19 protein-coding genes are annotated in these 26,051 nt (G+C 56.1%); 5 read left to right on the top strand and 14 right to left on the bottom strand.

All coding sequences use genetic code 11. The features are described from left to right. Positions 1-52 precede the first annotated feature (52 nt). Complete coding sequence (locus ACR0J4_RS21220; protein ID WP_170555189.1) at positions 53-2,239, bottom strand: PBP1A family penicillin-binding protein; 2,187 nt, start codon at positions 2,237-2,239, stop codon at positions 53-55. Between the two features lie 260 nt (positions 2,240-2,499). Between ACR0J4_RS21220 and ACR0J4_RS21215 the strand changes: the two genes are divergently transcribed. The 3 genes from ACR0J4_RS21215 to ACR0J4_RS21205 all read left to right on the top strand — a co-directional run bounded on the left by ACR0J4_RS21215 (position 2,500) and on the right by ACR0J4_RS21205 (position 4,709). Then, a complete protein-coding gene (locus ACR0J4_RS21215) occupies positions 2,500-2,838 on the top strand; it encodes a P-II family nitrogen regulator (protein WP_170379789.1) in 339 nt (112 codons plus the stop codon). A 34-nt stretch (positions 2,839-2,872) separates the two neighbouring features. Beyond that, a complete protein-coding gene (locus tag ACR0J4_RS21210) occupies positions 2,873-4,186 on the top strand; it encodes an ammonium transporter (protein ID WP_170644025.1) in 1,314 nt (437 codons plus the stop codon). Between the two features lie 157 nt (positions 4,187-4,343). Beyond that, positions 4,344-4,709 (top strand): SpoIIAA family protein, encoded by a 366-nt coding sequence (locus tag ACR0J4_RS21205; protein ID WP_170555185.1) that lies wholly within the window; start codon positions 4,344-4,346, stop codon positions 4,707-4,709. 56 nt (positions 4,710-4,765) lie between these two features. Here ACR0J4_RS21205 and ACR0J4_RS21200 read toward each other — a convergent pair whose 3' ends face one another. From ACR0J4_RS21200 to ACR0J4_RS21185, 4 genes are all read right to left on the bottom strand, one after another. After that, positions 4,766-5,950, bottom strand: coding sequence for an amino acid aminotransferase (locus ACR0J4_RS21200; RefSeq protein ID WP_170644024.1), 1,185 nt, complete (start codon positions 5,948-5,950; stop codon positions 4,766-4,768). After that, positions 5,950-6,804, bottom strand: coding sequence for a 3-mercaptopyruvate sulfurtransferase (gene sseA / locus ACR0J4_RS21195; protein ID WP_170644022.1), 855 nt, complete (start codon positions 6,802-6,804; stop codon positions 5,950-5,952). The genes ACR0J4_RS21200 and sseA overlap by 1 nt, the downstream gene beginning before the upstream one ends. A 70-nt stretch (positions 6,805-6,874) precedes the next feature. Further along, entirely contained in the window at positions 6,875-7,147 is a 273-nt protein-coding gene (locus tag ACR0J4_RS21190) for a CBU_0592 family membrane protein (protein WP_170472696.1), read from the bottom strand. Positions 7,148-7,171: 24 nt separating this feature from the next. Next, a complete protein-coding gene (locus ACR0J4_RS21185; protein ID WP_170379801.1) occupies positions 7,172-7,726 on the bottom strand; it encodes a helix-turn-helix domain-containing protein in 555 nt (184 codons plus the stop codon). 106 nt (positions 7,727-7,832) lie between these two features. Between ACR0J4_RS21185 and ilvD the strand changes: the two genes are divergently transcribed. Next, on the top strand, positions 7,833-9,665 hold the full coding sequence (gene ilvD / locus ACR0J4_RS21180; RefSeq protein WP_170555175.1) for a dihydroxy-acid dehydratase: 1,833 nt from the start codon (positions 7,833-7,835) through the stop codon (positions 9,663-9,665). A gap of 411 nt (positions 9,666-10,076) precedes the next feature. On the opposite strand, the gene ACR0J4_RS21175 is transcribed toward ilvD, so the two are convergent. Then, positions 10,077-10,895 (bottom strand): sulfotransferase family protein, encoded by an 819-nt coding sequence (locus ACR0J4_RS21175; protein WP_170555173.1) that lies wholly within the window; start codon positions 10,893-10,895, stop codon positions 10,077-10,079. Positions 10,896-11,036: 141 nt separating this feature from the next. On the opposite strand from ACR0J4_RS21175, the gene ACR0J4_RS21170 reads away from it, so the two are divergent. After that, positions 11,037-12,614: a DUF5928 domain-containing protein gene (locus tag ACR0J4_RS21170; protein ID WP_170644020.1), complete on the top strand. Its 1,578-nt coding sequence runs from the start codon at positions 11,037-11,039 to the stop codon at positions 12,612-12,614. A gap of 36 nt (positions 12,615-12,650) precedes the next feature. Here the strand turns inward: ACR0J4_RS21170 and amaB are convergent, their stop codons facing one another. The 8 genes from amaB to ACR0J4_RS21130 form a co-directional block, all read right to left on the bottom strand. Next, positions 12,651-14,147, bottom strand: a complete 1,497-nt coding sequence (gene amaB / locus ACR0J4_RS21165; RefSeq protein ID WP_170747432.1) for an L-piperidine-6-carboxylate dehydrogenase — start codon at positions 14,145-14,147, stop codon at positions 12,651-12,653. Positions 14,148-14,165: 18 nt separating this feature from the next. Further along, positions 14,166-15,272 (bottom strand): saccharopine dehydrogenase NADP-binding domain-containing protein, encoded by a 1,107-nt coding sequence (locus tag ACR0J4_RS21160; RefSeq protein WP_170644018.1) that lies wholly within the window; start codon positions 15,270-15,272, stop codon positions 14,166-14,168. A gap of 201 nt (positions 15,273-15,473) precedes the next feature. Beyond that, the gene (locus ACR0J4_RS21155; RefSeq protein WP_170644016.1) at positions 15,474-16,463 is read right to left on the bottom strand and encodes a HupE/UreJ family protein; all 990 of its coding nucleotides are present in this window, start codon (positions 16,461-16,463) and stop codon (positions 15,474-15,476) included. Next, positions 16,460-17,290: a peptidyl-prolyl cis-trans isomerase gene (locus ACR0J4_RS21150; RefSeq protein ID WP_170644014.1), complete on the bottom strand. Its 831-nt coding sequence runs from the start codon at positions 17,288-17,290 to the stop codon at positions 16,460-16,462. Before ACR0J4_RS21150 ends, ACR0J4_RS21155 begins: the two co-directional genes overlap by 4 nt. A 150-nt stretch (positions 17,291-17,440) precedes the next feature. Further along, entirely contained in the window at positions 17,441-19,363 is a 1,923-nt protein-coding gene (locus ACR0J4_RS21145) for a DUF3604 domain-containing protein (protein ID WP_170644012.1), read from the bottom strand. Between the two features lie 256 nt (positions 19,364-19,619). Beyond that, positions 19,620-20,555, bottom strand: coding sequence for a hypothetical protein (locus tag ACR0J4_RS21140; RefSeq protein WP_170644010.1), 936 nt, complete (start codon positions 20,553-20,555; stop codon positions 19,620-19,622). Positions 20,556-21,552: 997 nt separating this feature from the next. Beyond that, positions 21,553-22,470 (bottom strand): hypothetical protein, encoded by a 918-nt coding sequence (locus tag ACR0J4_RS21135; RefSeq protein ID WP_170644008.1) that lies wholly within the window; start codon positions 22,468-22,470, stop codon positions 21,553-21,555. Between the two features lie 137 nt (positions 22,471-22,607). Beyond that, positions 22,608-25,715, bottom strand: a complete 3,108-nt coding sequence (locus tag ACR0J4_RS21130; RefSeq protein ID WP_170644007.1) for an AAA family ATPase — start codon at positions 25,713-25,715, stop codon at positions 22,608-22,610. Positions 25,716-26,051: the final 336 nt, after the last annotated feature.

Raw genomic sequence — 26,051 nt, 5'->3', positions numbered from 1 at the left:
GAAAAAGGCGGCACCTAGTGTGCCGCCTTTTTTGTGTTTGGACCGCGACGTATTAGTTCCCGCCGAAGATATCCCGGATCAGGTTGTTGATGGCGCGTTCAAACCCTCCGCCCTGTTTGCGACGGGGTTGAGGTTGCGCGACCTGCACCGGTGGCTCTGGCGCGATCATCGGCAGAGGCGTGGGCGTCATCCCTTCGGTCACGCGCAGCATTGTTTCCTTCCAGATCTCGGCCGGCAGCCCGCCTCCGGTAACACCGGACAGAGGCGTGTTGTCGTCGTATCCCATCCAAACGCCGGCCACGTAGTCGGCTGTGAACCCGATAAACCACGCATCCCGCGCCGCCTGCGTCGTTCCGGTTTTGCCTGCAACTTGCCACCCCGGCAGCTGGGCGCGCCCACCTGTGCCCTCGGACACCACACGTTCCATCATCCAGATCAGTTCCTTGGCGGCTTTGTCATTGATTACCCGCTCGCCAATCCCTGTGGTCGTCACCATCACCGGGGTTTCATCTCCCAGCAGCTTCAATTCGGTCAGGCCGTAGGGTTCAACCGACGAGCCGCCGTTCAGAATACCCGCATAAGCGCCCGTCATCTCAATCAGGGTGCTTTCCGACGCGCCCAGCGCCAGTGCGGGGCCTTGCGCCAGATCGCTGGCGATCCCGAAACCGGTGGCCACCGTACGCACATTGTCGAGCCCCGAAATCTCGGCCACTTTCACCGCCGGGATGTTCAGAGAGTTCTTGAGCGCATCCGCCAGCGTGACCTGCCCGTAGTATTTGTTGGTGTAGTTCTTGGGGCACCATTGACCCGATCCGGGGATGTTCACGCAGTAGGGCTCATCCATCACCGTGTCATAGGGCGAATACCCAAGCTCCAACGCGGTGGCATAGACAAATGGCTTGAACGACGACCCGGTCTGCCGCAGCGCCTGTGTCGCACGGTTGAACGCGCCCGAAACGCGGGTTTTGCGGCCACCGACCATGGCCCGCACCGCCCCATCCGCCGACATCACTACGATCGCGGCCTGTGCTTTCGACCCTTCCCGGACCTTCTCCTGAAAAATGAATTGCAGCGCCTCTTCCGCCGAGGTCTGGATGCGCGGATCCAATGTCGTGCGGATCACCACATCCTCGGTGGTGTTACGGGTGAAGAACTCGGGTCCGCTGGCCATGACCCAATCGGCGAAATAGCCGCCTGCACGGGCAGCGGCGGCCTCAGACAGTTGCGCAGGACGGGCACGCGCTTCGCTGGCCTGCGCGCCGGACAGGTAGCCCTGCGCTTCCATCAGCCCAACCACAAGTCGCGCCCGATCCTGCGAGCGCTGCAGGTTGTTCGTCGGCGCATATCGCGATGGGGCCACCAGAAGCCCGGCCAACATCGCGGCTTCTGCCGGAGAGACCTCGGCCGCGGACTTTCCAAAATAGCGCTGGCTGGCCGCTTCGAACCCACGTGCGCCTGCACCCAGAAACGCGCGGTTCAGGTAGATCGTCAGGATTTCGTCCTTGGAGTATTTCACCTCCATCGCCAGCGCATAAATCGCCTCTTTGCCTTTGCGCCAGAGCGAGCCCTGACGGCAATCCGCTTCATAGGCGGCCTCCGACTCCCATTCGGCTGGGTCATAAGGCACACCCAGACACAGCAGCTTGGCGGTCTGCTGCGTAATGGTTGAGCCACCATGGCCTGAGAGCGGGCCGCGCCCTTCGCTCAGGTTGATGCGAACCGCGCTGGCCACACCGCGCGGGCTGACCCCGAAATGGCGGTAGAACCGTTTATCCTCGGTCGCGATGACGGCGTTCTTGAGGTGGGGTGAAACGGTATCGGCGGTGATCACCCCGCCAAACTGGTCCCCGCGCCAGGCAAAGACCTTGCCATCGCGGTCCAACATCGTGACCGAGCCGCGTGCGCGACCATCCAGCAAGGCATCGACATCGGGCAGCGAGGTATAGACCACGCCCACCGCCAGCGCGATCAGCATGGCGACCACGGCCCCAACGCGCCATGTCACGCCCCAGACCAGCCTCCAGATCCAGCGGAACAGACGACGGAAAAACCCACCGCCATTGCCGCCCGACCGCTTGCGCGTTTTCTTCCGTGCCGTCTTGCGGGTCGTGGTTTTTCGGGCGGTCGACTTCTTGCCCGCAGGCTTGGCAGCCCGCTTGGTCGTCGAAGGTTTGCGCGCCTTCGAAGGGTATCTTTTATCCGCGACCAGTGTCGGTTTGCGGCGCTTGGACTCAGACATGCTCAAACTCTGCCCGTTTATACTTTTGCCACACCATACCCTGACGTCCCGCCTATGTTGAGGTCCGATTTTCCGGAACTACCCTTCCCATTTTCGCCTATTTTTTAATCATCAAGCACTTTTTGTGCAAAAATTGTGCAATATTGCGTCATTTTCAGCCGGTTTCACGTCGGGGAATCGTTCCTTAACGCCCCGACACGCGCTCTTTTTCTGCACGTGCAAACAAGCCGGCCCGATCCGGAGTAGTAAAGGGGACAGACGTGAAACTGATCATTGCGACAATCAAGCCGTTCAAGCTCGAGGAGGTGCGCGAGGCACTGACCGAAGCGGGCGTGCGCGGCATGATGGTGACCGAAATCAAGGGCTTCGGCTCGCAATCCGGTCACACCGAAATCTACCGTGGCGCGGAATACGCCGTGAACTTCGTACCCAAGATCAAGCTTGAGATCGTGGTACCTGCAACGATGGCCGATCAGATCGTTGAGACCATCACCAACACCGCCAAGACCGGCAAGATCGGTGACGGCAAAATTTTCGTCCTCGATGTTGAGCAGGCCATGCGCGTGCGGACTGGGGAAACGAACGAAGAGGCGCTGTAAGGCGCCCACACTCACTATCATTCGAGGACTGACTATGAACCTGATGAAATCTCTCATCCCTGCTGCCGCGATTGTCGCGCTGCCGCAGATGGGTCTGGCGCAAGAGGCTGCCGCCGAAGGCGAAGCTGCGCTGCACACCCAGTATATTTTCACCACCCTGTTGTTCCTGATGGCGGGCTTCCTGGTCTTCTTCATGGCAGCAGGCTTTGCCATGCTGGAAGGCGGTCTGGTGCGTTCCAAGAACGTGGCCATGCAGATGATCAAAAACGTGGCGCTGTTTTCCATCGCCGCGATCATGTACTGGCTGGTTGGCTTCAACACGATGTACCCGGGCGACTTCAATGGCTTCTTTGCCATTGGCGGCCCAACCGTGCTGGACCCGGTTGGTGTTGACCCTGCCGAGGCTGCTTTGGACTATGCCTCGATCGGGTCGGACTTCTTCTTCCAGCTGGTCTTTGTGGCTGCAACCGCGTCCATCGTGTCGGGCGCCGTGGCCGAGCGGATCAAGCTGTTCCCCTTCCTGATCTTCGTAGTCGTTCTGACCGGTATCCTGTACCCGATCTCGGGCTCCTGGCAGTGGGGCGGCGGCTGGTTGTCTGAAGCTGGCTTCTCGGATTTCGCTGGTTCGACCGTTGTACACTCGGTCGGTGGCTGGGCAGCTCTGGCAGGCGTGATCGTTCTGGGCCCGCGTATCGGCAAGTATAAGGACGGCAAAGTGCATCCGATGCCCGGTTCGAACCTTGCGCTGGCCACTTTGGGTACGTTCATCCTGTGGCTGGGTTGGTTCGGCTTCAACGGCGGCTCGCAGCTGGCGATGGGCACCGTGGGCGATGTGACGGACGTATCGCGCATCTTTGCCAACACCAACATGGCAGCTGCATCCGGTGCCGTAACCGCGCTGATCCTGACCCAACTGCTGTACAAAAAGCCTGACCTGACCATGGTGCTGAACGGCGCACTGGCTGGTCTGGTTTCGATCACCGCTGAACCTCTTGCCCCGACCCTGTTCGGTGCGCTGTGGATCGGTGCAGTTGGCGGTATCATCGTGGTCTTCACTGTCCCGCTGCTGGACAAGTTCAAGCTGGACGACGTTGTCGGCGCAATCCCGGTTCACCTGTTCGCAGGCATCTGGGGCACCATCGCCGTCATCTTCTACGGCGAGGCGTCTCTGGGCACCCAGCTGCTGGGTATCGCGGCCTACGGTGTGTTCACCTTTGTTGGCGCACTGATCCTGTGGACCATCCTGAAAGCCATTGTTGGCATCCGCGTCAGCGAAGAGGACGAGATCAACGGCCTCGACATGGCAGAGCTGGGCATGGAAGCTTACCCCGAGTTCTCGAAAGGGTAAGTGCCGCTTACAGAACCATTGGAATGGCCCGGCGCAATGCCGGGCCATTTTACTTTTGGTTGATCCCTTGCACCCTCAACTCTGGTATATGGCTGAACACTGAAAACAGCCGACCAATCAACGGTCGCAAAGACGTACATCAGATCGGGAGAGAGTTATGTACAAGGTGCTGGACCAAAGCGAGGGCAATATCCTTGGCCTAGAAATTTCCGGCAAAATCGACATCACGCAGGAACGTGAGTTGATCGAAAAAGCCGAGGACATTCTAAAAGATCACGCCAAGATCAGCGTGCTCGTGGTCGTCGACAAAGGGGTCTCTGCCACATTTGAGGCCGCTATGACTGATCTGAAATGGGTCATCAAGAATGTGAAGAAACTTGGTAAGCTGGCGATTGTCGCTGACAGCGTGTTCTTGGGTCACCTGGTCGAGATCGACGCTAAATTTGCCGCTATGATCAACATCGGTGAAAAGCACTTTACCACCGACGAACTTGATAAGGCGTGGGTTTGGATCAAGTCTTGAGCTTCAAAGCAAAAAAGCCGCGAATTTCGCGGCTTTCTTGATTTCCAAAGGGTGACCTAGCAGCCTACATCCACGATCGCTTTTGCCAGAATAGGCACAGTTGTCGCGTTTAGACCCGCGATGTTCAACCGGCTGTCGCCGACCATGTAGATCCCGTGGTCCGCACGCAGTTTCTCGACCAGCTCGGGTGCTGCACCCAGACGTGAGAACATACCGCGGTGCTGGGCGACAAAGCTGAACCGATCCGACCCGGTCAGGCGCCGAAGCTCATCCGCCAGCTGCTGACGCAGGCCCAGCATGGACAGGCGGACCTCTTCCAATTCGGTCTGCCAATCGGCACGCAGGGCATCATCGGTCAGGATCGTGGTTACAACGCGCGCGCCGTGATCCGGCGGGAACGAGTAGTTCTGGCGGTTCAGGAAGGCCAATGTCGACTGGTTCAGCGAGGTCTGCGCCGCGTCATCACTGATCGCCATCAGAAGGCCGGTACGCTCGCGGTACACACCGAAGTTCTTCGAGCAGGACGCAGCGATCAGGCAGCGCTTGACCGACGAGGCCACCAGTCGGGTCGCCTGCGCGTCTTCTTCAAGACCGTCGCCGAAACCCTGATAGGCGATGTCGATCATCGCCACGAGGCCCAGTTCGTTGATCAGGTTCACGACCTCTTGCCACTGCACGAGGTTCAGGTTCGCGCCGGTGGGGTTGTGGCAACAACCATGCAGCAGAACCACGTCGCCCGCCTTGGCAGCTTTCAGGTCCTCGATCATGCCATCGAAATCGACGCCACGGGTTTCGCCGTCGAAGTAGCGATACTGGACAGTCTCCATGCCCAGATAGTTCAGGATCGACAGGTGGTTCGGCCAAGTCGGGTTCGACACGAACACGCGGGCCTCGGGGTTGGCCATGCGGATCATCTCGAACGCCTGACGGCAGGCACCGGTGCCACCCGGGGTCGCAACGGCGGCAATATTGGCGCGCGGTACTGCGTCGCCGAGGATCAGGCCGATCATCGCATCAGCATAGGCCGGATCACCTGCCAGACCGGTATAGGCTTTGGTCTCCTGCTCTTCGAGAATACGCTTTTCGGCGGCCTTGACGGCGCGCATCACCGGGGTCACGCCCTCGGCGTTCTTGTAGACGCCGACGCCCAGATCGATCTTCTGATCGCGCGGGTCTTCACGGTACATCTGCATCAGCGCCAGGATCTTGTCGGCTGGCTGCGGCTTAAGGTTCTCGAACATCAGTTCTCTCCAGTTGCGACGGGCAGGGTTGGGAAGGCGCCCCATTCGGCCCATGACCCGTCATAAAGCGAGTGGTCTTTCTTGCCCATGCGCTCCAGCGCAAGGCTGAGGATCGCTGCTGTCACGCCCGACCCACAGGAGGTTATCGCAGGTTTCGACAGGTCCACGCCTGCGGCCTCGAACACGACGCGGCAATCCTCGGGCGATTTCATCGTGCCGTTCTTGTTCAGCAATTGGCCAAAGGGCACATTGCGCGATCCCGGTATGTGGCCCGAGCGCAGACCTTCGCGCGGCTCGGCCTCGGTGCCCGCGAAACGGGGGGCTGAGCGGGCGTCGATGATCTCATGATCGGCAAGCTTGGCAGCCGCCGAAACCTGCGTCACGTCCCGTACAAGATGGTTTTGCACCCGCACCGTCATATGGCGATCCCGGATCACGGGCGGCAGGTCTTCGACTTCGCGCGCCTCGGCCTGCCATTTCGGTAGACCACCATCCAGAACGGCGACGTTTTCCTGCCCCATCAGACGGAACAACCACCAGACGCGAGCGGCCGACATCAGCCCGGCCCCGTCATAGACCACCACTTGATGGCCATCGCCTACTCCCATAGCGCGCAGGCGCGACATGAATTTCTCGACCGGAGGGGCCATATGCGGCAGGTCCGAGCGGTGGTCCGAAATGTCATCAATATCGAAGAACCGGGCGCCGGGGATGTGAGCCGCATCATATTCCGCCTTGGCATCACGGTTCTGCGCAGGCAGGTACCACGATCCGTCCAGGATCCGCAGATCCGGGTTCTTCAGATGGGCGGCAAGCCAGTCGGTAGAAACGAGGGTTTTGGGATCGTCTTGCATCAAAGCCTCCCCTAAGCGCGGTTGAGTTTTCCCTATACGCGCAAAGGGCCGTATTCAAGCCGGGTTAGCGCTATTCCGCGCGCCGTTTCAGCCGGAAATACTGAATTATCCCGATCACGCTGATGATGATCCAGAACCCCTCGATCAGCATCGAGGCCAGATTGAAGTTATGCAGCAGAGAGTAGGCGATCAGCACCGACCCCAGCAGATTGATCACCGGAAAGGCCAGATCGTCGGAATTCATCATCCGCATCTGCGTCGCAAAATAGGCCGCGACCACGACTAGCGCTCCGGCTGATCCCACGGCATCGACGATAGTCAGGCTGTTCAGCACGTCCGTCATTGCAAATAATCCTGAAAGGCCGGGCTACCCGACCGAGGCCAGCTCGGCCGGTTGAAAATAGTGATGCATGTTCAGAAAGGCTGCCCCATCTGGCCCAGCGCGATAGCCATGCGGCAGATCGGCGGCAAAGCGCAGTCCCTCACCGGCCTTGAGGGCGACCCATTTGCCATCCTGCAAAACCTCAAGAGCGCCGTTCAGAACAAAGACCTCTTCGGTCACCCCGGCGGCATGGGCCGGGGATTCGTGGCTTTGATTGGCGGCCAGTTCGACATGGAAGGTCTCGGCCCCAAGGGCGGGATCAAAGGGAAAGACGATCTTGACCTGAATGCTGCCCGGAAAGGTCACGGTCCGGAACACGCCCTGCGCGCGCGCATCCGAAGTCCCAATCAGGGCGCTCAGCGGAACCTGAAACCCCTTGGCGATTTTCCACAGGGTCGCGATGGTGGGGCTTGATTCGCCACGCTCAATCTGGCCCAACATGGCTTTGCTGACGCCCGTCAACTCGGCCACTTTGGACAAGCTGAGGCCCGACGCCGCCCGCACTTCCTTTAGTTTCAGCGTAATTTCGTCCGATTCCATATCCGCGCCCAACGATTTGTCTTGTGCGTTATAACGCACATGTGGTACGTGCGCTATAACGTACGCACCCCGCATATCGCAACCGGGGCAAAAGGGAAACAGCATCATGCCAATGTACCGATCCAGAACTTCTACCCATGGCCGCAACATGGCCGGTGCCCGCGGCTTGTGGCGCGCCACCGGTATGCAGGATGACGATTTCGGCAAGCCGATCATCGCCATCGTCAACTCGTTCACCCAATTCGTGCCCGGCCACGTTCACTTGAAAGACTTGGGCCAGATGGTTGCGCGCGAGGTTGAGGCCGCTGGCGGCGTCGCCAAAGAGTTCAACACCATCGCCGTGGATGACGGCATCGCCATGGGTCACGACGGCATGCTCTATTCGTTGCCCTCGCGTGAGGTGATCGCGGATTCGGTGGAATATATGGTCAACGCGCACTGCGCCGACGCGATGGTCTGCATCTCGAACTGCGACAAGATCACCCCCGGCATGCTGATGGCCGCAATGCGCCTGAACATTCCGGCGATCTTCGTCTCAGGCGGTCCGATGGAGGCCGGCAAGATCGACATCGCCGATTTGGACGTTAAGAAGATCGACCTGGTTGACGCGATGGTTGCCGCAGCGGACGACAAATACACCGACGAACAAGTCAAACATATCGAAGAAAACGCCTGCCCCACCTGCGGCTCCTGCTCGGGCATGTTCACCGCGAACTCGATGAACTGTCTGGCCGAGGCGCTGGGTCTGGCCCTGCCAGGCAATGGCTCGACTCTGGCAACCCATTCAGACCGCAAAGAGCTGTTCCTTGAAGCCGGTCGCCGCATCGTCGAGATCACTAAACGGCACTACGATCTGGACGAGAAGGGCTTCCTGCCGCGCGAAATCGCCACCTTTGATGCGTTCGAGAACGCGATGTCGCTGGACATCGCCATGGGCGGATCGACCAACACTGTTCTGCACCTGCTAGCCATTGCTTATGAGGGCGGCGTTGATTTCGACATGTCCGACATGGACCGCCTTAGCCGCAATGTGCCCTGCCTGTGCAAGGTCGCACCCAACACCGAGAACGTGCATATGGAGGACGTCCACCGCGCAGGCGGCATCTTCTCGATCCTCGGAGAGCTGAGCCGCGCCGGGCTGCTGCACGAAGACTGCAGCACCGTGCATTCAGCTACCATGGGCGAGGCGATTGCCAACTGGGACATCAAGGTTGCCAACAACCCGAAAGCGCAAGAGCTGTTCAAAGCAGCCCCCGGCGGCGTCCGCACCACGCAGGCCTTCAGCCAGTCGAACCGGTACAAAGAGCTGGACACCGACCGCGAAGGCGGCGTCATCCGCTCCAAGGAGCACGCGTTCAGCCAGGACGGTGGTCTTGCGGTTCTGTTCGGCAATATCGCCCGCGACGGGTGTATCGTGAAAACCGCGGGTGTGGATGAGAACATCCTGAAATTCACCGGTACGGCCTATGTCTGCGAAAGCCAGGATCAGGCGGTTAGCGACATCCTGACCGGCAAGGTGAAAGAGGGCGATGTGGTGGTTATCCGGTATGAAGGTCCGCGCGGCGGGCCGGGCATGCAGGAGATGCTGTACCCGACTTCATACCTGAAATCCAAAGGTCTGGGCAAAGCATGCGCCCTTTTGACTGACGGCCGTTTCTCAGGCGGCACATCGGGCCTGTCGATTGGTCACGTCTCGCCTGAGGCGGCTGAAGGTGGCGTCATCGGCCTGGTGCAAACCGGCGACAAGATCGAAATCGACATTCCTGCCCGCTCGATCCATCTGGCGGTCTCGGATGAGGATCTGGCCGAACGGCGGAAGGTTCAGGACGAAAAAGGCTGGGCCCCGGCAGCAGCGCGTAAACGCAAAGTGTCCACTGCGCTGAAAGCCTATGCAAAGCTGACCACCAGCGCAGCAAAGGGAGCCGTGCGAGAGCTGTAAAGCCTTCGGGAGCGAAACCCAAAGGCCCCACCCGCTTGGCGGTTGGGGCCTCTTTGTTTGAAGCAGGTGCAGCAATCCTACGGTCGGAGGTATCCTCTTCGGGATACGGTCAAACAACCGACACGTCTTGGAACCCATCCAGAGTACGGAAATTAGCCGTCAGCCCCTCGCTTACGAACTGAGCGTCCATTGAACCCTAGCTCCCGATACGCTGGCGATCGATACCTTGCGATCAATACAACAATCCCGACCGCTCCCGCGCCCGAAACGCGCCATCGGCTTCGCCGATACCCCGCTCGGACTTGGGCCTGGCGCCGCGCAAAGCGCGGCGCCAGGCCCAACCAGAGGAGATGTCTCGTCAGAGACATTGACGATGGGCGGGAGCATTCCTCTGCCTCAAATCAGCCAAGGCTACGATCCAAGTTTCGCGTGGATTTCATCCAAGTCGATCTCACCTACCGGCATCTTGTTTGCGGGGTTTTCGAAATCGTATTTGAACAGCTCGAAATCCTGTTTGTAGATCTCATAGACCAGATGCATCGAAAGATCGTCGAAATAGTCCTCAACCGGATGCGCGCGCTTGGGTCCGTGGCCTTCGGATTCGTTGAACCTCGGGATCTCGGACAAGGTCACGGGATGCGCGGTCTCGATATGGTTCAGAACGTCCTGCATTCCGTCGTTGAACTTCTCGGTCCAGAAAATGTTGTCGTAGCGCCCGCCATTGACCACAAAGGTCGATACGTGACCCGACATGGCCGACCAGTGGATATCCGGGTCCATCGGCCTGCGCCACCGGATCGTATCCCGCGCAAACAGAAGGAAGCGGCGGAAACTGGCGATCTGGTCGAACTCACCTTTTCCATCCTCACCGCCAACCTCGATCCCGTAGTTATAAACCAGCGTCGGCACCAGCTTGCCCCGGTACCGCTTGCCATTGCGCTGGATGCCACAGATCTTGTCGAAGAAGGAGCTGAGGATCCGCGTATAGGGATTGCGCACGCAGGTGAACGCATAAGACCCGTGATTGCGCACATTGGACGAGATCATGCCCTGGCTGTGGTCAAAGGCCCATTTATGCATCCCGTCTTTGGCATCATGAATGTCGCCATCAAAAAACCGGCCATGGTCGGAATAATACATGATCTGGCCAATGGTCGAGCAGGCACATTTCGGCACAACACGGTACACCATGCTCTCGCTCTCGGTCATCCAGGTGCCTGGGAACCCCATCTACTATGCCTCCTCAAAATCTCGGAACTTGTTACGCGCAAGTCGTTTTACAAGCAAAGAACCAAAACTATTCGGTTTATTCAATCGCTCTTCCTCAGTATCACGAGTGTAAACGGGCAGAAACGGAAATAGCGGACCCACATGGCGAAGATTGCCTACATATTGCTGTGTCACAAGGACCCGGACGCGATCATCGCGCAGGCTGAGCAATTGACCGCCGCTGGCGACTATATGGCAATCCATTTCGATGCGCGGGCCAAGGCATCGGACTATGACCGCATTCGTGCAGCACTGAAGGACAACTCGAACGTCACCTTCGCCGCCAAACGCATCAAATGCGGCTGGGGCGAGTGGTCTTTGGTGCAGGCCACTCTGCACGCCCTGCAAGCGGCCGAAAGCGCCTTTCCCCGTGCCACACATTTCTACATGTTGTCGGGCGATTGCATGGCCGTCAAAACGGCAGAATACGCCCATAACTTTCTGGACGAACACGACACGGACTTCATCGAAAGCCACGACTTTTTTGCTAGCAACTGGATCAAGACCGGCATGAAAGAAGACCGGTTGATCTACCGCCACTACTTCAACGAACGAACGCAGCCCAAGCGGTTCTATACCTCTTACGAGTTGCAGAAACGGTTCAACGTCACGCGCGACATCCCGGATGATATCCAGGTGATGATCGGCAGCCAATGGTGGTGCCTGCGCCGCCGCACGGTCGAGATGATTCTGGAGTTCCTGAAACAGCGGCGCGACGTGGTCCGGTTCTTCGCCTCCACCTGGATCCCGGACGAGACCTTCTTTCAAACGCTGGTCCGCCACCTGATCCCGAAGAACGAGATTGAAAACCGCACGCTGACCTTTCTGATGTTCTCGGACTACGGCATGCCGGTGAACTTCTACAATGATCACTTCGACATGTTGCTGGGGCAGAATTACCTGTTCGCCCGCAAGATCAGCCCCGAAGCGCATGAGTTGAAAGAGCGTCTCGGAACGCTCTACGCCAGCACCGGCGTCGAGTTCCCGATCTCGGATGAGGGACGCAACCTCTATGCCTTCCTTGCCGGGCGTGGGCGTGTGGGCCGCCGGTTCGGTCAGCGGTTCTGGGAGGCCGGAAATACGCTGGGCCCGGAACGAGAGCTGTTTCTGATCGTCTGCAAAAAGTGGCACGTGGCAAAGCGGCTGGTGGATCAGATCGCCTCGGTCACCGACATTCCTTGCGTCGAGTATCTGTTCAACGAGCAGGACACTCCGCTGCCGGATCTGGGCGGCATCGAGACGACCCTGACCAAACGCTCGCGCCACAGACGGGCCGTTGTGCGCATGCTGTTTGATCATTTCGGATCGAACCAGTTGGCGTTGTGCCTTGATCCGGCCAATCTGGACGCCATTCAGGATTTCTGCGGTGACGCCGCCGAGACCCATGTGTTGGAGATCGAGTGTCAGTATTCCGACGATTACCTGATCGGCCATGCGCGCCGTGTTGGCCTGGCGGGTGAAAACAGCCCATCCGAGACCGTCGCGCGCCTGTTGCCCACCCTGCGCAATGATCTTGCACACGAGTCCGAAGAAATCCGCAAAGCCGGAATTGATGACTATCTGCGCCTGCGCGAGACATCGGATCGGGCCGAGAATGAGGCCGCAATCACCAAATTCCTCGGGGTGAAAACCGAGACAGCCCAATCCATCATGCAGCTGGACTATCTGTTTTCAGATTGATGGCCCGGCGGCGTGACTCCGCCGCCGGACGAGCGTTCAGATGTCGAACTTCACACCCTGCGCCAGCGGCAGCTCTGCCGAATAGTTCACCGTGTTGGTCTGACGGCGCATATAGGCCTTCCACGCGTCCGAGCCACTTTCGCGCCCTCCGCCGGTTTCTTTTTCACCACCGAACGCGCCTCCGATCTCGGCGCCGGACGGGCCGATATTAACGTTGGCGATACCGCAATCCGATCCGGCTGCGGTCAGGAACTGCTCCGCCTCACGCATGTTCAGGGTGAAGACGCATGAGGAAAGGCCCTGCGGCACACCGTTCTGAATCTCGATGGCATCGTCGAAATCGTCATAGCCCATGACATAGAGAATCGGCGCGAAGGTTTCAGTTTTGACCGTTGCTGTCTGGCCGGGCATTTCAACGATTGCAGGCTCCATATAGACGCCGCCCGGCACGCCGTCGGTGACGCGCTTTCCACCAAAGACCGCGCCGCCTTCGGCTTCTGCGGCCTTCAGTGCCGCTGTCATCGCCGCGCCCGACGCCTCATCTACCAGCGGGCCGATCAATGTGCCCTCGGCCATCGGATCACCAATGGGTAATCCGGCATAGGCTTTCTTCAGACGCGCGACCAGCTCATCCTTGATCGAGTTATGGACGATCAGGCGGCGCAAAGTCGTGCAGCGCTGACCCGCCGTTCCAACAGCCGAGAAGACAATCGCCCGCACCGCCATTTCCAGATCGGCCGACGGACCGACAATCATCGCATTGTTGCCGCCAAGCTCCAGAATGCACTTGCCGAACCGCGCCGCCACAATCGGCGCAACCGCGCGGCCCATACGCGTTGAGCCGGTGGCTGAGATGACTGGTGCGTCTTCGCTGGCCACCAGGGCCTCACCCAGAGCAGCGCCGCCAATCAATGTTTGCAACAGGTTGTCGGGCGCGTCCCCGAACCGGGCCAGCGCACGTTCAAAGATCTTCTGGCAAGCCATCGCGGTCAGCGGTGTCTTCTCAGACGGTTTCCAGATCACCGGATCGCCGCAGACAAGCGCCAGCGCCGCGTTCCACGACCAGACCGCGACCGGGAAATTGAAAGCCGAGATCACGCCGACCGGACCTGCCGGATGCCACGTCTCCATCATCCGGTGGCCGGGACGCTCCGAGGCGATGGTCAGACCGTAAAGCTGCCGCGACAGGCCAACGGCAAAGTCGCAGATATCGATCATCTCTTGCACTTCGCCCAAGCCTTCCGAGGTGATCTTGCCCGCCTCCCAACTGACCAGTGCGCCTAGATCATCCTTGGCGGCGCGCAACTCCTCGCCCAGCAGGCGGATCAGCTCACCCCGCCGTGGGGCGGGCACGGTGCGCCACGCTTTGAAGGCGGTTTTGGCGTTGGCCAGGATAGCCTCCATGTCAGAGGCCGGTGTTTCATGCACGTCGGCCAGGGTGCGCCCGTCGATCGGAGACCGTACCGCCAACGTTCCCCCAGTCAGCTCCGCCGCGGTCAGGTCGAGGTTTGCCAGAGTGGTTTCTGCAGTCATCACAACGTCTTTCATCTTTTACGCCGCCTTGTTCTGTGGGGTTACGTCGCCCGCCCGATAGAGCCGGCCAAATTCGGTATTGAGGAAGTCAGACAGCTTCACCTGCTCCTGCCGGACAAAGCCGGTCGAGGGCAGAACGCCCGTACGCATCAGATCAACCACGCCCAGAACGCCGGCTGCAGTAGTGACCTGAATGGCGCTCCAGACCTGTCCGTTGATCTCACGCGCGAAGCTTTTGTTGATCAGGGATTTTTCGCGCAGGGCGCCGTCGATCATGCCCTTGGCAGTACAGTAGACAAGCACAACATCCTGATCGGTGCGCGGCAGGGCGGCCTCAAAAATCTCTTTCAGAAGATCGCGGCGCTGCCCCAGCCCCAGATCGTTCAAAAGCAGTTTCAGGATATCGCAATGACCCGGATAGCGGATCGACCGGTAGGACACCGCCCGCGCCTTGCCCTCGAGGGTTTCGGGAAGGGTTCCAAGGCCGCCTGAGGTGTTGAAGCACTCATACTCCACCCCGTCATGGCCCAGAACCTCATAGTCCTCCAACGGAGCGGTCTTCACCCGTTTGCTGTTCACGATGGCATCGCACGGGTTGCAGTATTCGTTAATCAGTCCATCGGTCGACCAGGTCAGGTTGTATTTCAACGCGTTGGTCGGAAAGAGAGGCAAGGCCCCGACCCGCATATGCAGGCTGTCAATCTCATCAAACTCGGCCGCCAAGGACGCCCCCGCGATGCCGACAAAGCCGGGTGCCAACCCGCATTGGGGCATGAATGCGGTCTTGCTGTTTTCTGCCAAATCACGCACGGCATTGGTTGCGGCCACATCTTCGGTCAGGTCAAAATAATGCGCCCCGGCCCGCTGAGCAGCTTTCGCGATATTCGGTGTCAAAAAGAACGGAGCCGCCGAGATCACCGCGTCAAACGTCTTCAACCCTTGCGCCAGACCTTCAATATCCGAGGCATCAATCTGCTTGGTCGCCACGCCCAATTTGGCAATATCGCCCAAGGCCTTGAGATCATGATCCGCAACCGTGACGCTGTAGTTTGGCGACCCTTTCAACAGCGTGGCAATCATCTGCCCGATCTTTCCAGCCCCTACGATGCAAATATTCCAGCCCATAACGCGCCTCCTCAGTCTGGTTTTCAATCCAGAGTGGCGGAGAACATCGTCATTTCGCAGGCACTAAATTGACGATTTAACGGGTGATTCCGTCAATTTACCGGTTGTTTTTTCTTTTTGACGAAACACGTTTTGGACATAGGTCGCGAAGCTGTCATCAAAAGCAGAGACGCGTTCATTATCCGAAGGCAGGGCCTGGCGTCAAAATCCGGCCGTGCGCTCAATCAACCAATACATCGACACGGAACCAATGCCATAGGCAGCAACGATCGTGGCCTTTTGGCCCAGTGGCAACGCAACCTGCCGCCATACTGCAACCACAAGGGCCAAAGCCCCAATGAAACACAGCTGCCCGGCTTCAACGCCAAGGTTGAACGCTAGTAGGGCCGCAGGAATGTCATTCGCAGGCAGACCAATATCTGCCAGAGCCCCGGCAAAGCCCAGCCCGTGCAAAAGCCCGAAGCCGAAGCAGACGATCCATGGTTTCTCCTTTGAGAGTCGGAATCTGCCTTCGCCATCCTTTGCAATCTCCATCGCCAGAAAAACGATCGAGAGCGCTATAACAGCTTCGACCGGTGGTCCAGGAACGTTCAGAACACCAAAGGTTGCAAGCGCCAAAGTGATCGAATGCGCCAGGGTAAACGCTGTGACGGCCCCGACCAGCCGCCAACGATCACGGACCAGAATAAACAAGGCAAGGACAAACAGAAGATGGTCCCAGCCTTCCAGGATATGCTCGAACCCCAAGACGGAATACGCGGCCAAGACGGACCATGTTGACTGTGCCACCGGTATGGTCTGAACGGCAGCATCCGGCGTGAAACGAAGGGTCAGCGGTTCTGACTGCAACGAATGCAGGCGCACCAGAACATCGTTGTTTTGCGTCTCCAAACCCTCAATCGCGATCGGTTGTCCGGCAATATCCAAGCTGCATTCTGTGACCCACGACGAGACCCATGCCCTGTTCCCGGCCACCGGGTCTGGTCCATGGGCCGGGGCGCAGACGTCGGGCAAAACGGCGTCAATCGCCATTGGCCGGCCATTCACATCTGGTTTGCGCCAATGAACGCTCCAACTATCCGACGCGATTTGGCGTATTTCCAGATATCCGGGATCAAGCGCATGCGCATTTGCCCTGTCTGCCGTGAATGAAAACAGCAGCAAGATCAGAAAACAGAGTGCCGCCTTCATTCAGACAGCTCCGCAACATTCGGAGCGATGATTTCATAGCCTTGGGCCAGTGTTTCATATTGCGCCTGCGCCAGATCCTCGCCTGTCGCACGCAGCCAGTCGCGCAAAACGACCTCGTGAATCTCTTCCAATGGCGGGTTCTGGCTGGGTTCAATCTCAAGGACCTTGACCAGATGAACACCGTAGCCTGACAGAACCGGACCGGCCCATTCCCCTTTTGCGAGGGGTGTCAAACCATCCGAGAACCCATTTCCGTAAACCGAGTCGACAACCCGTGTGGCTGACAAGGGCATCGAGGCGGGCAAAAGGGTCGATCTGCTGAGATCAGCCGGTTCTTGCTGCGCACGCAACGCCTCCAGGGCCTGTTCGACTTCGCCGTCAGCGGGGTTTTCGCCCAGAAAGACTTGAGTGAAAGCAATCTTGTGAGGTGTCGCGTATTGATCCAGATTTTGCTGACGAAACGCCTCTAACACTTCGTCTTCCGGAACAACTGATGCGGCAATGGCTTCGGTCAGAAAACCCATCTTTTGGCTGAGCCGAGACCGGATGACCGTGTCACCACGATCAAGACCAAGCTTCTTCGCCTCTCGCACCAGAACCTCTTCCCGGATTGAGGCGTCGACCAAAGCTTGCAGCTCGGCTGTGTTGGGTGGGCGTTTCCAGCGGGCTTCGAATTGGTCAGATAGCAGCGTGACGTCCTGCTCTGTGATTTCTATCCTCTCAAGGTCTACGGCGGCTTCGGATTCCGGAGATAGGATGTGGAACCAGATGAATATGGCCGCTCCGATCAGGAAGAAATGGAACAGCGGTTCTTTTAGCAAACGCATGAAGGCTCCTGCGGGAAATGCACTCAGGTTCTGACCGTCAATGTTGGAAACGGTTTACACATAAATCTACGCCCTGCCTGCGGTGAGGCACAAGGAAACCGCCGGAGTGATATTCCAGACTCCGGCGGTCGGCAGTGTTTTCAAGATAGTTCACTCGGACGGCGTGTACCAAATCGGCGAGGAATAGGCGCGCTCCTGATGTGTCAGGATCGCGTCTTCGGGCAATTCGGCCCCGAACCGAAGTTTGTCATACAGGATCCAGCGCGGGGTAGGAATTTCGATGGCCCGGACATAGTAGAAGGCACGCTCATTCGGGTCGAAATCTGGATCGGACCAAACGGTGACCAGTTCAGCCGTGCCGATTGTGTTGGTCCAGCTGGCGGTATCAACGTCAACCGTATTTCCAACCGCAGGGATCTTGCCATTGCCGTCCGCAACGCGGTCGTCCGACCACGCTACATCATAGACTTTTTCCTGCATGGCGCCTTCGGCATCCAGCCACCCTTTGACCACCTGCACGCGATCCAGATTGGCACCAACCGGGTCACGCAGCGCTGCGATCAGGAAGGACGGAGCCCCATCCCCTTCGCGTGGACGCAGGTCAGACCCCATTGGGACACCCTTGGTATAACCAACATCCGCAAGAAAGCGGGTTTCCACATCTGCGTCACTGAAATCCCATCCGCCAAAGAACCTCAGACCAATCCGGGGGCCAGTTGTGGCATATGTCTCGCGCCGCTTGAACGCGTCAAAAATCGCGGAACGCGTGTTTTCGGTCGCCCAGACGGCCGTATATCCGGACGCCACAAGCAGATCGCCGGGGATTTCGCCAAGGTCGTTGGCAATGAACGGATGTTTGATCCTTGAGGCCGAAGGTTCGACACTTACGGACTTGCCGAAGAAGTTGTCCTCCTCCGCGGTGGCCAAAGAGGTATGACTGTCTGTCGCCCCTCCCATTCCGAACTTGTAGGGGTTCACGCCAAACTTTTCTTCCAGCATCAAACCGCGCTTCAGAGCTTCGCGGGCGTATTCTCCCGCCAGCATGTCATCGGTTTTCAACTCGGTGATATCAAGATTGCCTACATCCCAGTTTTCATAGTCTGCAAACTCGTCATCGGGGCTGAGGAAGGGGTGCGCCTCTCCGTCACCCTTGATTTGCGTGACTTCATAGTGCGGTTCCCATTTCGCGCGGGCTGCGACGTAGTCCTCGTCGACCTTGCCGCCGTGATAGGTATCTTCTGTCGGGAACATCCAACCATTCGACAGATTGCCGTTATGGGCAAAGGCCACAGCCCGGCCGCCGGTTTTTTCCTGATACTCTTCCAACCATGCGTAGAGCGACTTGGGATCCGTATCACCATAGGGCGGTTGTGTGACCGGAGGCACCATCTGCAGTGCTCGGATGGGACCATCCCGCAGCATGACGTTCCGGTGCAGGTTGAATCCCTTCGGTACCGAGGTCCATTCGAACCCAATGAAGGCCGTGAACTCGCCGGGGTCATTGTGCCGCTCGGCGGCGAGAACAATATGTTCCCACGTAAACGCAAACGCGTCCGCGCCCGGGCTGTAGGATTCCAGGAGCACCTCAGGCAATGTCATCTGCGAGAAATTGGTGATGATATCAAAGGCCGTTTTTCCAGCTTCTTCTCCTCCGGCCTTGTAGCCTTCGTACCATTCCAAGCCTTTGGGATCAGACAGAACGCCTGGTTTGCCGGCCTGAAGGTCGGGGGCAAATCCCATCAGGTCAGTATGGTCCGTCAGGACCATCCAATCCAACGGTCGTGACAGCCGGACAGGTTGACCTGTGGAAGAGATAACTTGCTCTCCCTTGGCAAAGCGCCAGGCCTCATCGGGCAGCAATGTGTTGCCAAACGCACCGGCATCCAGTGATAGCCCCGTATGAAGATGCGTATCCCCCCAAAGTGGACGTTCAGGGAAACTTCGGTTGGCGTAAGGTGAATACGGTTGGTCCTGGAACAAGCCTTCTGCGGCCTCTTCGCTTGGAACCGCGTCAGAAAGTGCGCTTGTTGGTGCCAACACAAGCGAAACCAAACAGACGGATAGCCGAAACATATTCACCTCCCTACAAAAAAATGAAGTTTGGCACCCATGGGCGCCTATACGAACAACATATCAGAATTTACCTATATCATAGGTCTCTGCTTTCTTTGAAATTTTTTTAGAAAGCGTGCTTCAGTCTTAATTTGAACGTCCATCGCCTCCAATACGTGCTGTTTTATGGCGTTCTTTGCTCCGGCCCTTCGCCAAACGGTTCAAGCGTTCCTTGTTGTTCGAAACCCAAGCAACACAAACACCGTTCGAACGCAGCTTAGTCAGATGCCACACCGGTCCCCAAAGCCAGGTTGAGGGCAAACTGAGTGGCCGGATCCGTATCAGCCCGGTCAAGCAAAGCCTCAAACTGTTGGTGCAACCGAGTACTCCCCCATTGCCGCGTAGCAATTGCAATCTGCAGGGCCAGGTCCGAGTCCGTTTCTAAAGCTTCCGAGAAAATCTGGATGATCTGAGGCTTGAATCTTGCCTGCGATTCACCGGCCTCGACCAAAGCGCGAATAAGTGGCTGTCTGTCGACCGACGTCTTTTGCCTGTCTTGCAACGCCAACCCGATTGCGTTGATAGCGGCTTCCTCCTCCGCTTCTATACCGGCAAGTGCCCACTCATAAGAATGTAAGTCGCCCGAGGCCAGCACATCAGCGAAACGCGCCTTCACAATCGAGCGCGCCTGTGAATCTGTTTGCAGACCCAACAGGCGAATTGCGACGGATCTGTAGGGGAAGCGGTTCAAATCGTTGAAGTCACTCAGAATCTGCCTTGTCGTAGACGTGTCACCGATTGGGCGCACAAGCTTGTAGGGTGCACGCCCGATTTCTATCAGGGCCGCGTTATGAAGCGCGGTGTCCGGGTGCCACAGATATTCGGCAAAAAACTGAACACGGTCCTGAGTGTCCGTTTCGCCGTAGGTCCACAATGCACCGGTCGAGCGTAAGTCCTCAAAAAATTCAGCTCTGTTTGGGTCGACCAGAAAAATACGCCGCCACGCCTTCAAGAAGCTTCGATCAGTGCTTTCTTGATAATCCGGCCCGTAGGTCAACAAAACAGATCTTGTAGGATCCAAGCGAAAGGCGCGCCGTGTCACGCTATCAATGAGGAAGGGAATGTCCGGCACGTCGTCGAGGTTTTCCCATTGTCCTTTCAGAACCTCCTGCACACCGTATTTGAATGGATTTTCGGTCGAAGGACCAGCCAATACTATGAAGTCAGCCGACAGGATGTGATCTGCAAGCGATGCCTCGGGCCGCTCGATACAAACCCCACACGCGTGTCCGGCTCGCGGTTCAACAAGCCCGAAGATAGTCGCTAATATGATCAGAACTATTCTCAAGCTGCAGAAAAACCCCTTAAACCAAGTGCAAAGCCCTGCACCATAGGATCAGAGTAGCAGCTAAGGACTTTTTATCCAGCCGGAGATTAGTCTGTGGATTTTCAGCTTTTGTCTTTTCAAGCATTAGCTTGTGAGAACTAGCCTCTTTCGGGAGTCTGCTTTCTGCCTCTGCGCCTTAAGTTGGCAACGACAAGGAACGCAACAGCGGAAGTCTGGATCGTCCCGAACAGCACCCGTTCGAACGAACAACAACGAAGGTTCAATTTCAGACCCTCTATGCGGCTCTGCGGCGGGAGCATGATCACATTTCATGTTTTGGACTGCATGCGTTGGCGTTCATCGAGTTGGTCGAAACAAGTCTTTGGTGGTTTGTATTTTAGTAGCGGGGTGGTGCGACCACCGTTGCCGAACGCGACTGAAATGTCAGGTTGAAGAGCGCATGCAGACATCCTGATTATAGCTCGCAGACCCCCTTTCGCGGACAAAACAATCATCCGGCTTGTTTGGTCGTTCATAAGGCACTCCAACGTCGACGCCTCGGACATATTAGCCTTTTGCAGACGTAGCTATTGCTGACGCAAAAAGCCGCTTCGCTCGCAGCGAGGGGTCTGAGGCGGTTCAGCTTATTCGCCGTAGCAGCACTTCGCCCTGACGAGTTTAGGTGATAGGCAAACTGAGTTTTCGCTACCGACGGGACTGATAATTGGAGAACGCAACAAAGCAAAAACTTGCCAAAGATGCGCCAAGATCAGCGACGCTTTGAATTTCAGACACGCCGCCTCGGGTGGTCTCGGTGTTCATAACCCACCACTTTGTAGGCCCGCGCATCGATGCCAAGTTGCGTTCCGAGTTCCATCAGCCTCTAGTGTGTCGCGTCTAATTTCGGAGGCTTGCCACCACAAGCTCCGCCTGCGCAAAACACAAGATCACCAGGCTTGGAAATCATTACAGGCTGGTCGGCAACTGGTGCAACGTTAAAAAATATGTCAATGCACGAGTTGGGAGACTTCTTATAGAGAATATTTGTTCTCGGTTGCCGAACGCCCGATACGTAATAAGAAACCAGCTCAATACCAACACCACTGGCTTTGAGGTTGAACGGGTAAATCTTTCCAGAATTCGGAGGAAACTCAACATCAGTTTGCTCGATAAGTGCTTCATCACCGACGTTAAACACCCACCGCCTGTCAACAATAATTGGGTAGCTGTTTTCCGGTGCGTTCGCAACAACGCACAACAACACCTTAATTGAGCTGACATCGAACTGACCCCTTCCGAAATTGCTTCCATCTGGCAATGGCCCAACATTGAAATGAAGGTCCATCTCACTTCGGATCAGACGCGGTCGATCCGAAGCAAGAACGCCTCCGTTCGCAACGCAATCGGCGCCACCCTGCACAAACGCAATCACTTGCTCTGCCGCCACGGCGTGCATGCCACCATCCTGGTATGCATCGACCAATGCACCCAAATAACTCCCAATCAGTTCATTGTCTTTGGCGTCCACTAAGATCTGAGCAAAATCATCGCTACGGTAATCTAATTTACCGTCCACCACGTCCTGAGCGAGGGCGGCAATATCCAGCGGTTGACGTTCCCTGTCCACTTCAATGGTAAACGAGCTGAGGCTTTGTTCTTTGTCCAATCCTTCAATTACCGCAAATACGTTACGCGAGACCATCGTTTCGCCCGAACTTTCCTGTGATGAGACCGCCGTGGCAAAAGTGCCAAACACGAATGCGGAAACACCCAGAAATTTCGAAATTTGACTAATCGGCATCTTTCTCACTCCTAATTAAATCATAGAAAATCAACTGTCAGAGAACTCTTTATGTGTAACACAAACGATATGATTCTCATATGGAATCGGGCACGAGAAGTATTTCAGGAAACTTCTATTACTTAATACTCGAGATGCTAATGCCCATCTTTCTCTTGCTGACTTTGATCCAACGAACCCGCTATAATGGAACGACGTTGCCGGTTTTTTATTTTAGTTTCAACTTGATCTATCAAAGTACACTGGTACCGGATCGATTGCGCGAGCGGGTCTGAGCGGATGGCTTCAAGTGTGCTAAATCCAGATTCGAAATCATCTGCCACACAAAAGGCATCGGCTAGCAGCGTTCGCGCGTAAAGTGTCATTTGAGTCGATCCAGTAGCAAGATAGTTGTCTATTCCAACTTTTATTTGGTCAGCCCCAACGACTGGATATCCAGAACGTGCTTTCGCCCAGCCATTCAAGATCTCGCACCACGCTCGCCAGTATTGAAATTCGCGTTCTTCACTAATTTTCATTCCAATTTCGCTGAGATGGCGGGTTGCGTCGACATTTCCAGCAAATTGATGCGCCGCAGCCATCACCCCCAAGGCATAGCATTTGGAGAACTCGTGCGGTTCTTTTTCGACTAACGCCATCGTTTTAGCTAGGGTCAAACATTCACCTGTTTGAACGGCTATAGCCCAAACACGCATCGCCGTATCTACAGACCGAATATCAGCAGCATAGTATTCTAGTATACTATCTGAGACGATGTTGTTTCTTAATTCTAATGCAACATCAAAAAACTCTAGCGCCTTATCAAAATCACCCAACATGAAATGGGACATTCCTGTGCTATGAGCCCAGATTGCCTTGAGGGTCAAATCGTCCGTTAGTTCTGCTATGCGCTCCATATCCTTACACAGCTTTAAAGCGCTGGTTGTATCGCCAAGCATCAACAACGAGCCATATTGGACCACTAGTGCCAGAAACCTGTCGCGCAAACTGGCGTCCGTTTCGTTGAGCAATTGATTTAGTCGGTCACGATTGCTGCGAACCTCTTTGGAGCCAAATGCATGAGTGTTCAATGCAACGTTAAGACGTCGGCGTAGAGCAAGCTCCTGTAAATCTCGATCAATAACGTCTTCAATCTTGGCATTTTCTGAAATCGCTTCATTCAAATTGCATATAACTTCAGCAGTCGCAGATTGTTGCGCAGCGCGTTCGGCCGCTTCTTTCCAAGTATTGCGTGCTAAATCTGGTGTTCCAGACAGCGAGTAATGTCGAGCTAACTGTTCAGGTGTTTTGGTCGCAATTTTCGGGTACTGTTGTGCAATCACGCCGGCAATAGTTCTATGCAAAGCACGTGCACGGCTAGGCAATAGAAGTTCGTACGCAGCATCCTGAATCAGAGCATGTCGGAAGATGTAATAAATGCCTTCACCTTCTCCATGTCTAACAAGTACCTTTGCATTTATCAGTTGATCAAGACGCGCCTTGACCACTTGTTCCGAAAGGCTGGAAACTGCAGCAAGCATTTCTGGAATAATCGTCCGACCTATTGCAGCACAAACAGAAACAAAGTCTCGGGGAACAACTAAGTTATCGATCAGCGCGGTCAAAAGATCCTTGAGAGTTGATGGCAAAGAGAGAGCTTCGTTCTGAGATTGGTCTGAGTTCGTTGTCGTCAACCTATGCTCAACCATGCGCACCATTTCTTCCAAAAAAAGAGGTACACCGCCCGTCTTGGCAATGATTCGAGCTTGGAGTTCCGAAGAAATGCTGAATGACCCCGCCAAACTTCCTAGCATTTGCCTGGATTGGCCATCCCCGAGCCGAGCCAACGTGATTGAAGTGACATTTGCATGGCCAGCCCAAGGAGGTTCGTAATCCGGACGGTAAGTGCATAGTATCAGGACCGGGGCGCTTTTGAGATGCTCAATCAAAAAGCCAATAAGCTCCTCAGAAGACGGATCAACCCAATGCAAATCTTCAAACAACAACACAAGTGGTTTTTTATCTGCTAGCCTTTGTATGGCCGCCACGAAGACTTCCAAAAACTGTTCTTTCAATTGTTCCGGCGGTGTAGAGGGTTGTTCTGGCAGTGTTGGTAGCGAGATCGAGAGGAAATGCGCAACGACCGGAAGCGCCGCTTTTTGATCATCGGTCCACTTGGACAGCAGGTGTTGCAGCTTAACAAGGCTTTGAGCCTCTGTGTCTTTTCTCGCAATTCCTGCGGCTTGGGCGATCGCCTGAGTCACGGGAAAAAAGACGCTTCCAGAGTGATTTGGCAGACACTGAAAGTTCAGTCTTAGCCTGTCATTTGTTGAAACCGTTTCATTGAATGCCTCTACAATCCTTGACTTCCCGATTCCCGCTTCGCCGCAAATCGAGACCACTTTAGTGCCTTCCACACGCACATCGTTCCAACACTTTTTGAGTTGAAGGAGCTCAGATCTGCGGCCAACCATCGGCGCGAGACTACCACGCTGCCTAGCCACAAAGCGTAATTCTGCCGCGTTTACACCATGCACCCGCCAAATACCGATTGGTTCGGAGAAGCCTTTGAATTCATAGAACCCAAGTGGTTTGCAAACGAAATTTCGACCAAGCAGATCTTTGGTCTCGCTGCTTACGGCAACTGTACCTGGTTCAGCTACAGCCTGGATACGCGCGGCTAGGTTTGGGACATCACTTAATGCAAGTCCATGTCCACCACGAGCCTCAACTACGACATTGCCGGTTGCGATACCGATTCGCGCCTGCATCGGTTCTCGGCCTTGAAACGCTGGTTCAGCCAATTTTCGACAGATTTCAATTCCCGCAAGTACAGCTCTCTCCGCGTCGTCCTCTTCTGCCTTGGGATAACCAAAGTAGGCGACGACGCCGTCGCCTTGAAACTGAGCCAAATGGCCATAATGAGCATCTATCGCTTGTGAACAAAGTGATTGGTAGTCGTTTAGAAGATCTCTATATGACTCGATATCAAGTTCCTCAGAAAGTTGAGTAGAACCAACAAGATCAGAAAACATCAACGTAAGATGGCGAAGTTCGGGAGCCTTGGTTGCCATTGTTTCCGGGTGCGTAATCTGCGAGATAGCGGCTAGCATTCGCCTACGCGGCCCAATCGGAAGTCCGATCTCAATCAGATCGTTCTTCGTTAGAATAGGAAGATCCGATACGCGAACATCTTGCTTTTTGAAAGCCTCTGCGTAGTGACCAAGGCTGTGTAATTCCAACCATTTATCGAGTTCGTCGGGCATATCGTGCCTCTTAAACCCCGCTATCAATTGGTGAGGGCGGGAAATAACCTAAAAAAAAGGGGTTTTTGAAAGCTATACTCCAGTCCGCCAACCCCAGTCGTAGCACCCTCACAGGATTAACAATTTTTCTGCCACTTGATGGGCAAAACATTCTTTCAGTTTACAGCAATAATGTAACTTCCCAAAACACTTTGGGGGCATCCCAGAATGAACAAAGCCGCCTTGGGGCGGCTTGTTCGGTACTCTGTTCGACTGTGATGTTTGCGGGAGTAGGAATTGAACCTGTGACCTTCAGGTTATGAGGCTGACGAGGTTAGGACGTTAAGCAATTGATCC

Source organism: Ruegeria sp. B10 (genome assembly GCF_056539825.1).
This window is presented reverse-complemented; position numbering and strand designations above follow the sequence as displayed.

What these genes read in the sequence shown, in the direction of transcription:
- ACR0J4_RS21220 (WP_170555189.1), bottom strand. Translation starts at nt 2,239, where the DNA reads ATGTCTGAGTCCAAGCGCCGCAAACCGACACTGGTCGCGGATAAAAGA.
- ACR0J4_RS21210 (WP_170644025.1), top strand. Translation starts at nt 2,873, where the DNA reads ATGAACCTGATGAAATCTCTCATCCCTGCTGCCGCGATTGTCGCGCTG.
- ACR0J4_RS21205 (WP_170555185.1), top strand. Translation starts at nt 4,344, where the DNA reads ATGTACAAGGTGCTGGACCAAAGCGAGGGCAATATCCTTGGCCTAGAA.
- ACR0J4_RS21200 (WP_170644024.1), bottom strand. Translation starts at nt 5,950, where the DNA reads ATGTTCGAGAACCTTAAGCCGCAGCCAGCCGACAAGATCCTGGCGCTG.
- sseA (WP_170644022.1), bottom strand. Translation starts at nt 6,804, where the DNA reads ATGCAAGACGATCCCAAAACCCTCGTTTCTACCGACTGGCTTGCCGCC.
- ACR0J4_RS21190 (WP_170472696.1), bottom strand. Translation starts at nt 7,147, where the DNA reads ATGACGGACGTGCTGAACAGCCTGACTATCGTCGATGCCGTGGGATCA.
- ACR0J4_RS21185 (WP_170379801.1), bottom strand. Translation starts at nt 7,726, where the DNA reads ATGGAATCGGACGAAATTACGCTGAAACTAAAGGAAGTGCGGGCGGCG.
- ilvD (WP_170555175.1), top strand. Translation starts at nt 7,833, where the DNA reads ATGCCAATGTACCGATCCAGAACTTCTACCCATGGCCGCAACATGGCC.
- ACR0J4_RS21175 (WP_170555173.1), bottom strand. Translation starts at nt 10,895, where the DNA reads ATGGGGTTCCCAGGCACCTGGATGACCGAGAGCGAGAGCATGGTGTAC.
- ACR0J4_RS21170 (WP_170644020.1), top strand. Translation starts at nt 11,037, where the DNA reads ATGGCGAAGATTGCCTACATATTGCTGTGTCACAAGGACCCGGACGCG.
- amaB (WP_170747432.1), bottom strand. Translation starts at nt 14,147, where the DNA reads ATGACTGCAGAAACCACTCTGGCAAACCTCGACCTGACCGCGGCGGAG.
- ACR0J4_RS21160 (WP_170644018.1), bottom strand. Translation starts at nt 15,272, where the DNA reads ATGGGCTGGAATATTTGCATCGTAGGGGCTGGAAAGATCGGGCAGATG.
- ACR0J4_RS21155 (WP_170644016.1), bottom strand. Translation starts at nt 16,463, where the DNA reads ATGAAGGCGGCACTCTGTTTTCTGATCTTGCTGCTGTTTTCATTCACG.
- ACR0J4_RS21150 (WP_170644014.1), bottom strand. Translation starts at nt 17,290, where the DNA reads ATGCGTTTGCTAAAAGAACCGCTGTTCCATTTCTTCCTGATCGGAGCG.
- ACR0J4_RS21145 (WP_170644012.1), bottom strand. Translation starts at nt 19,363, where the DNA reads ATGTTTCGGCTATCCGTCTGTTTGGTTTCGCTTGTGTTGGCACCAACA.
- ACR0J4_RS21135 (WP_170644008.1), bottom strand. Translation starts at nt 22,470, where the DNA reads ATGCCGATTAGTCAAATTTCGAAATTTCTGGGTGTTTCCGCATTCGTG.
- ACR0J4_RS21130 (WP_170644007.1), bottom strand. Translation starts at nt 25,715, where the DNA reads ATGCCCGACGAACTCGATAAATGGTTGGAATTACACAGCCTTGGTCAC.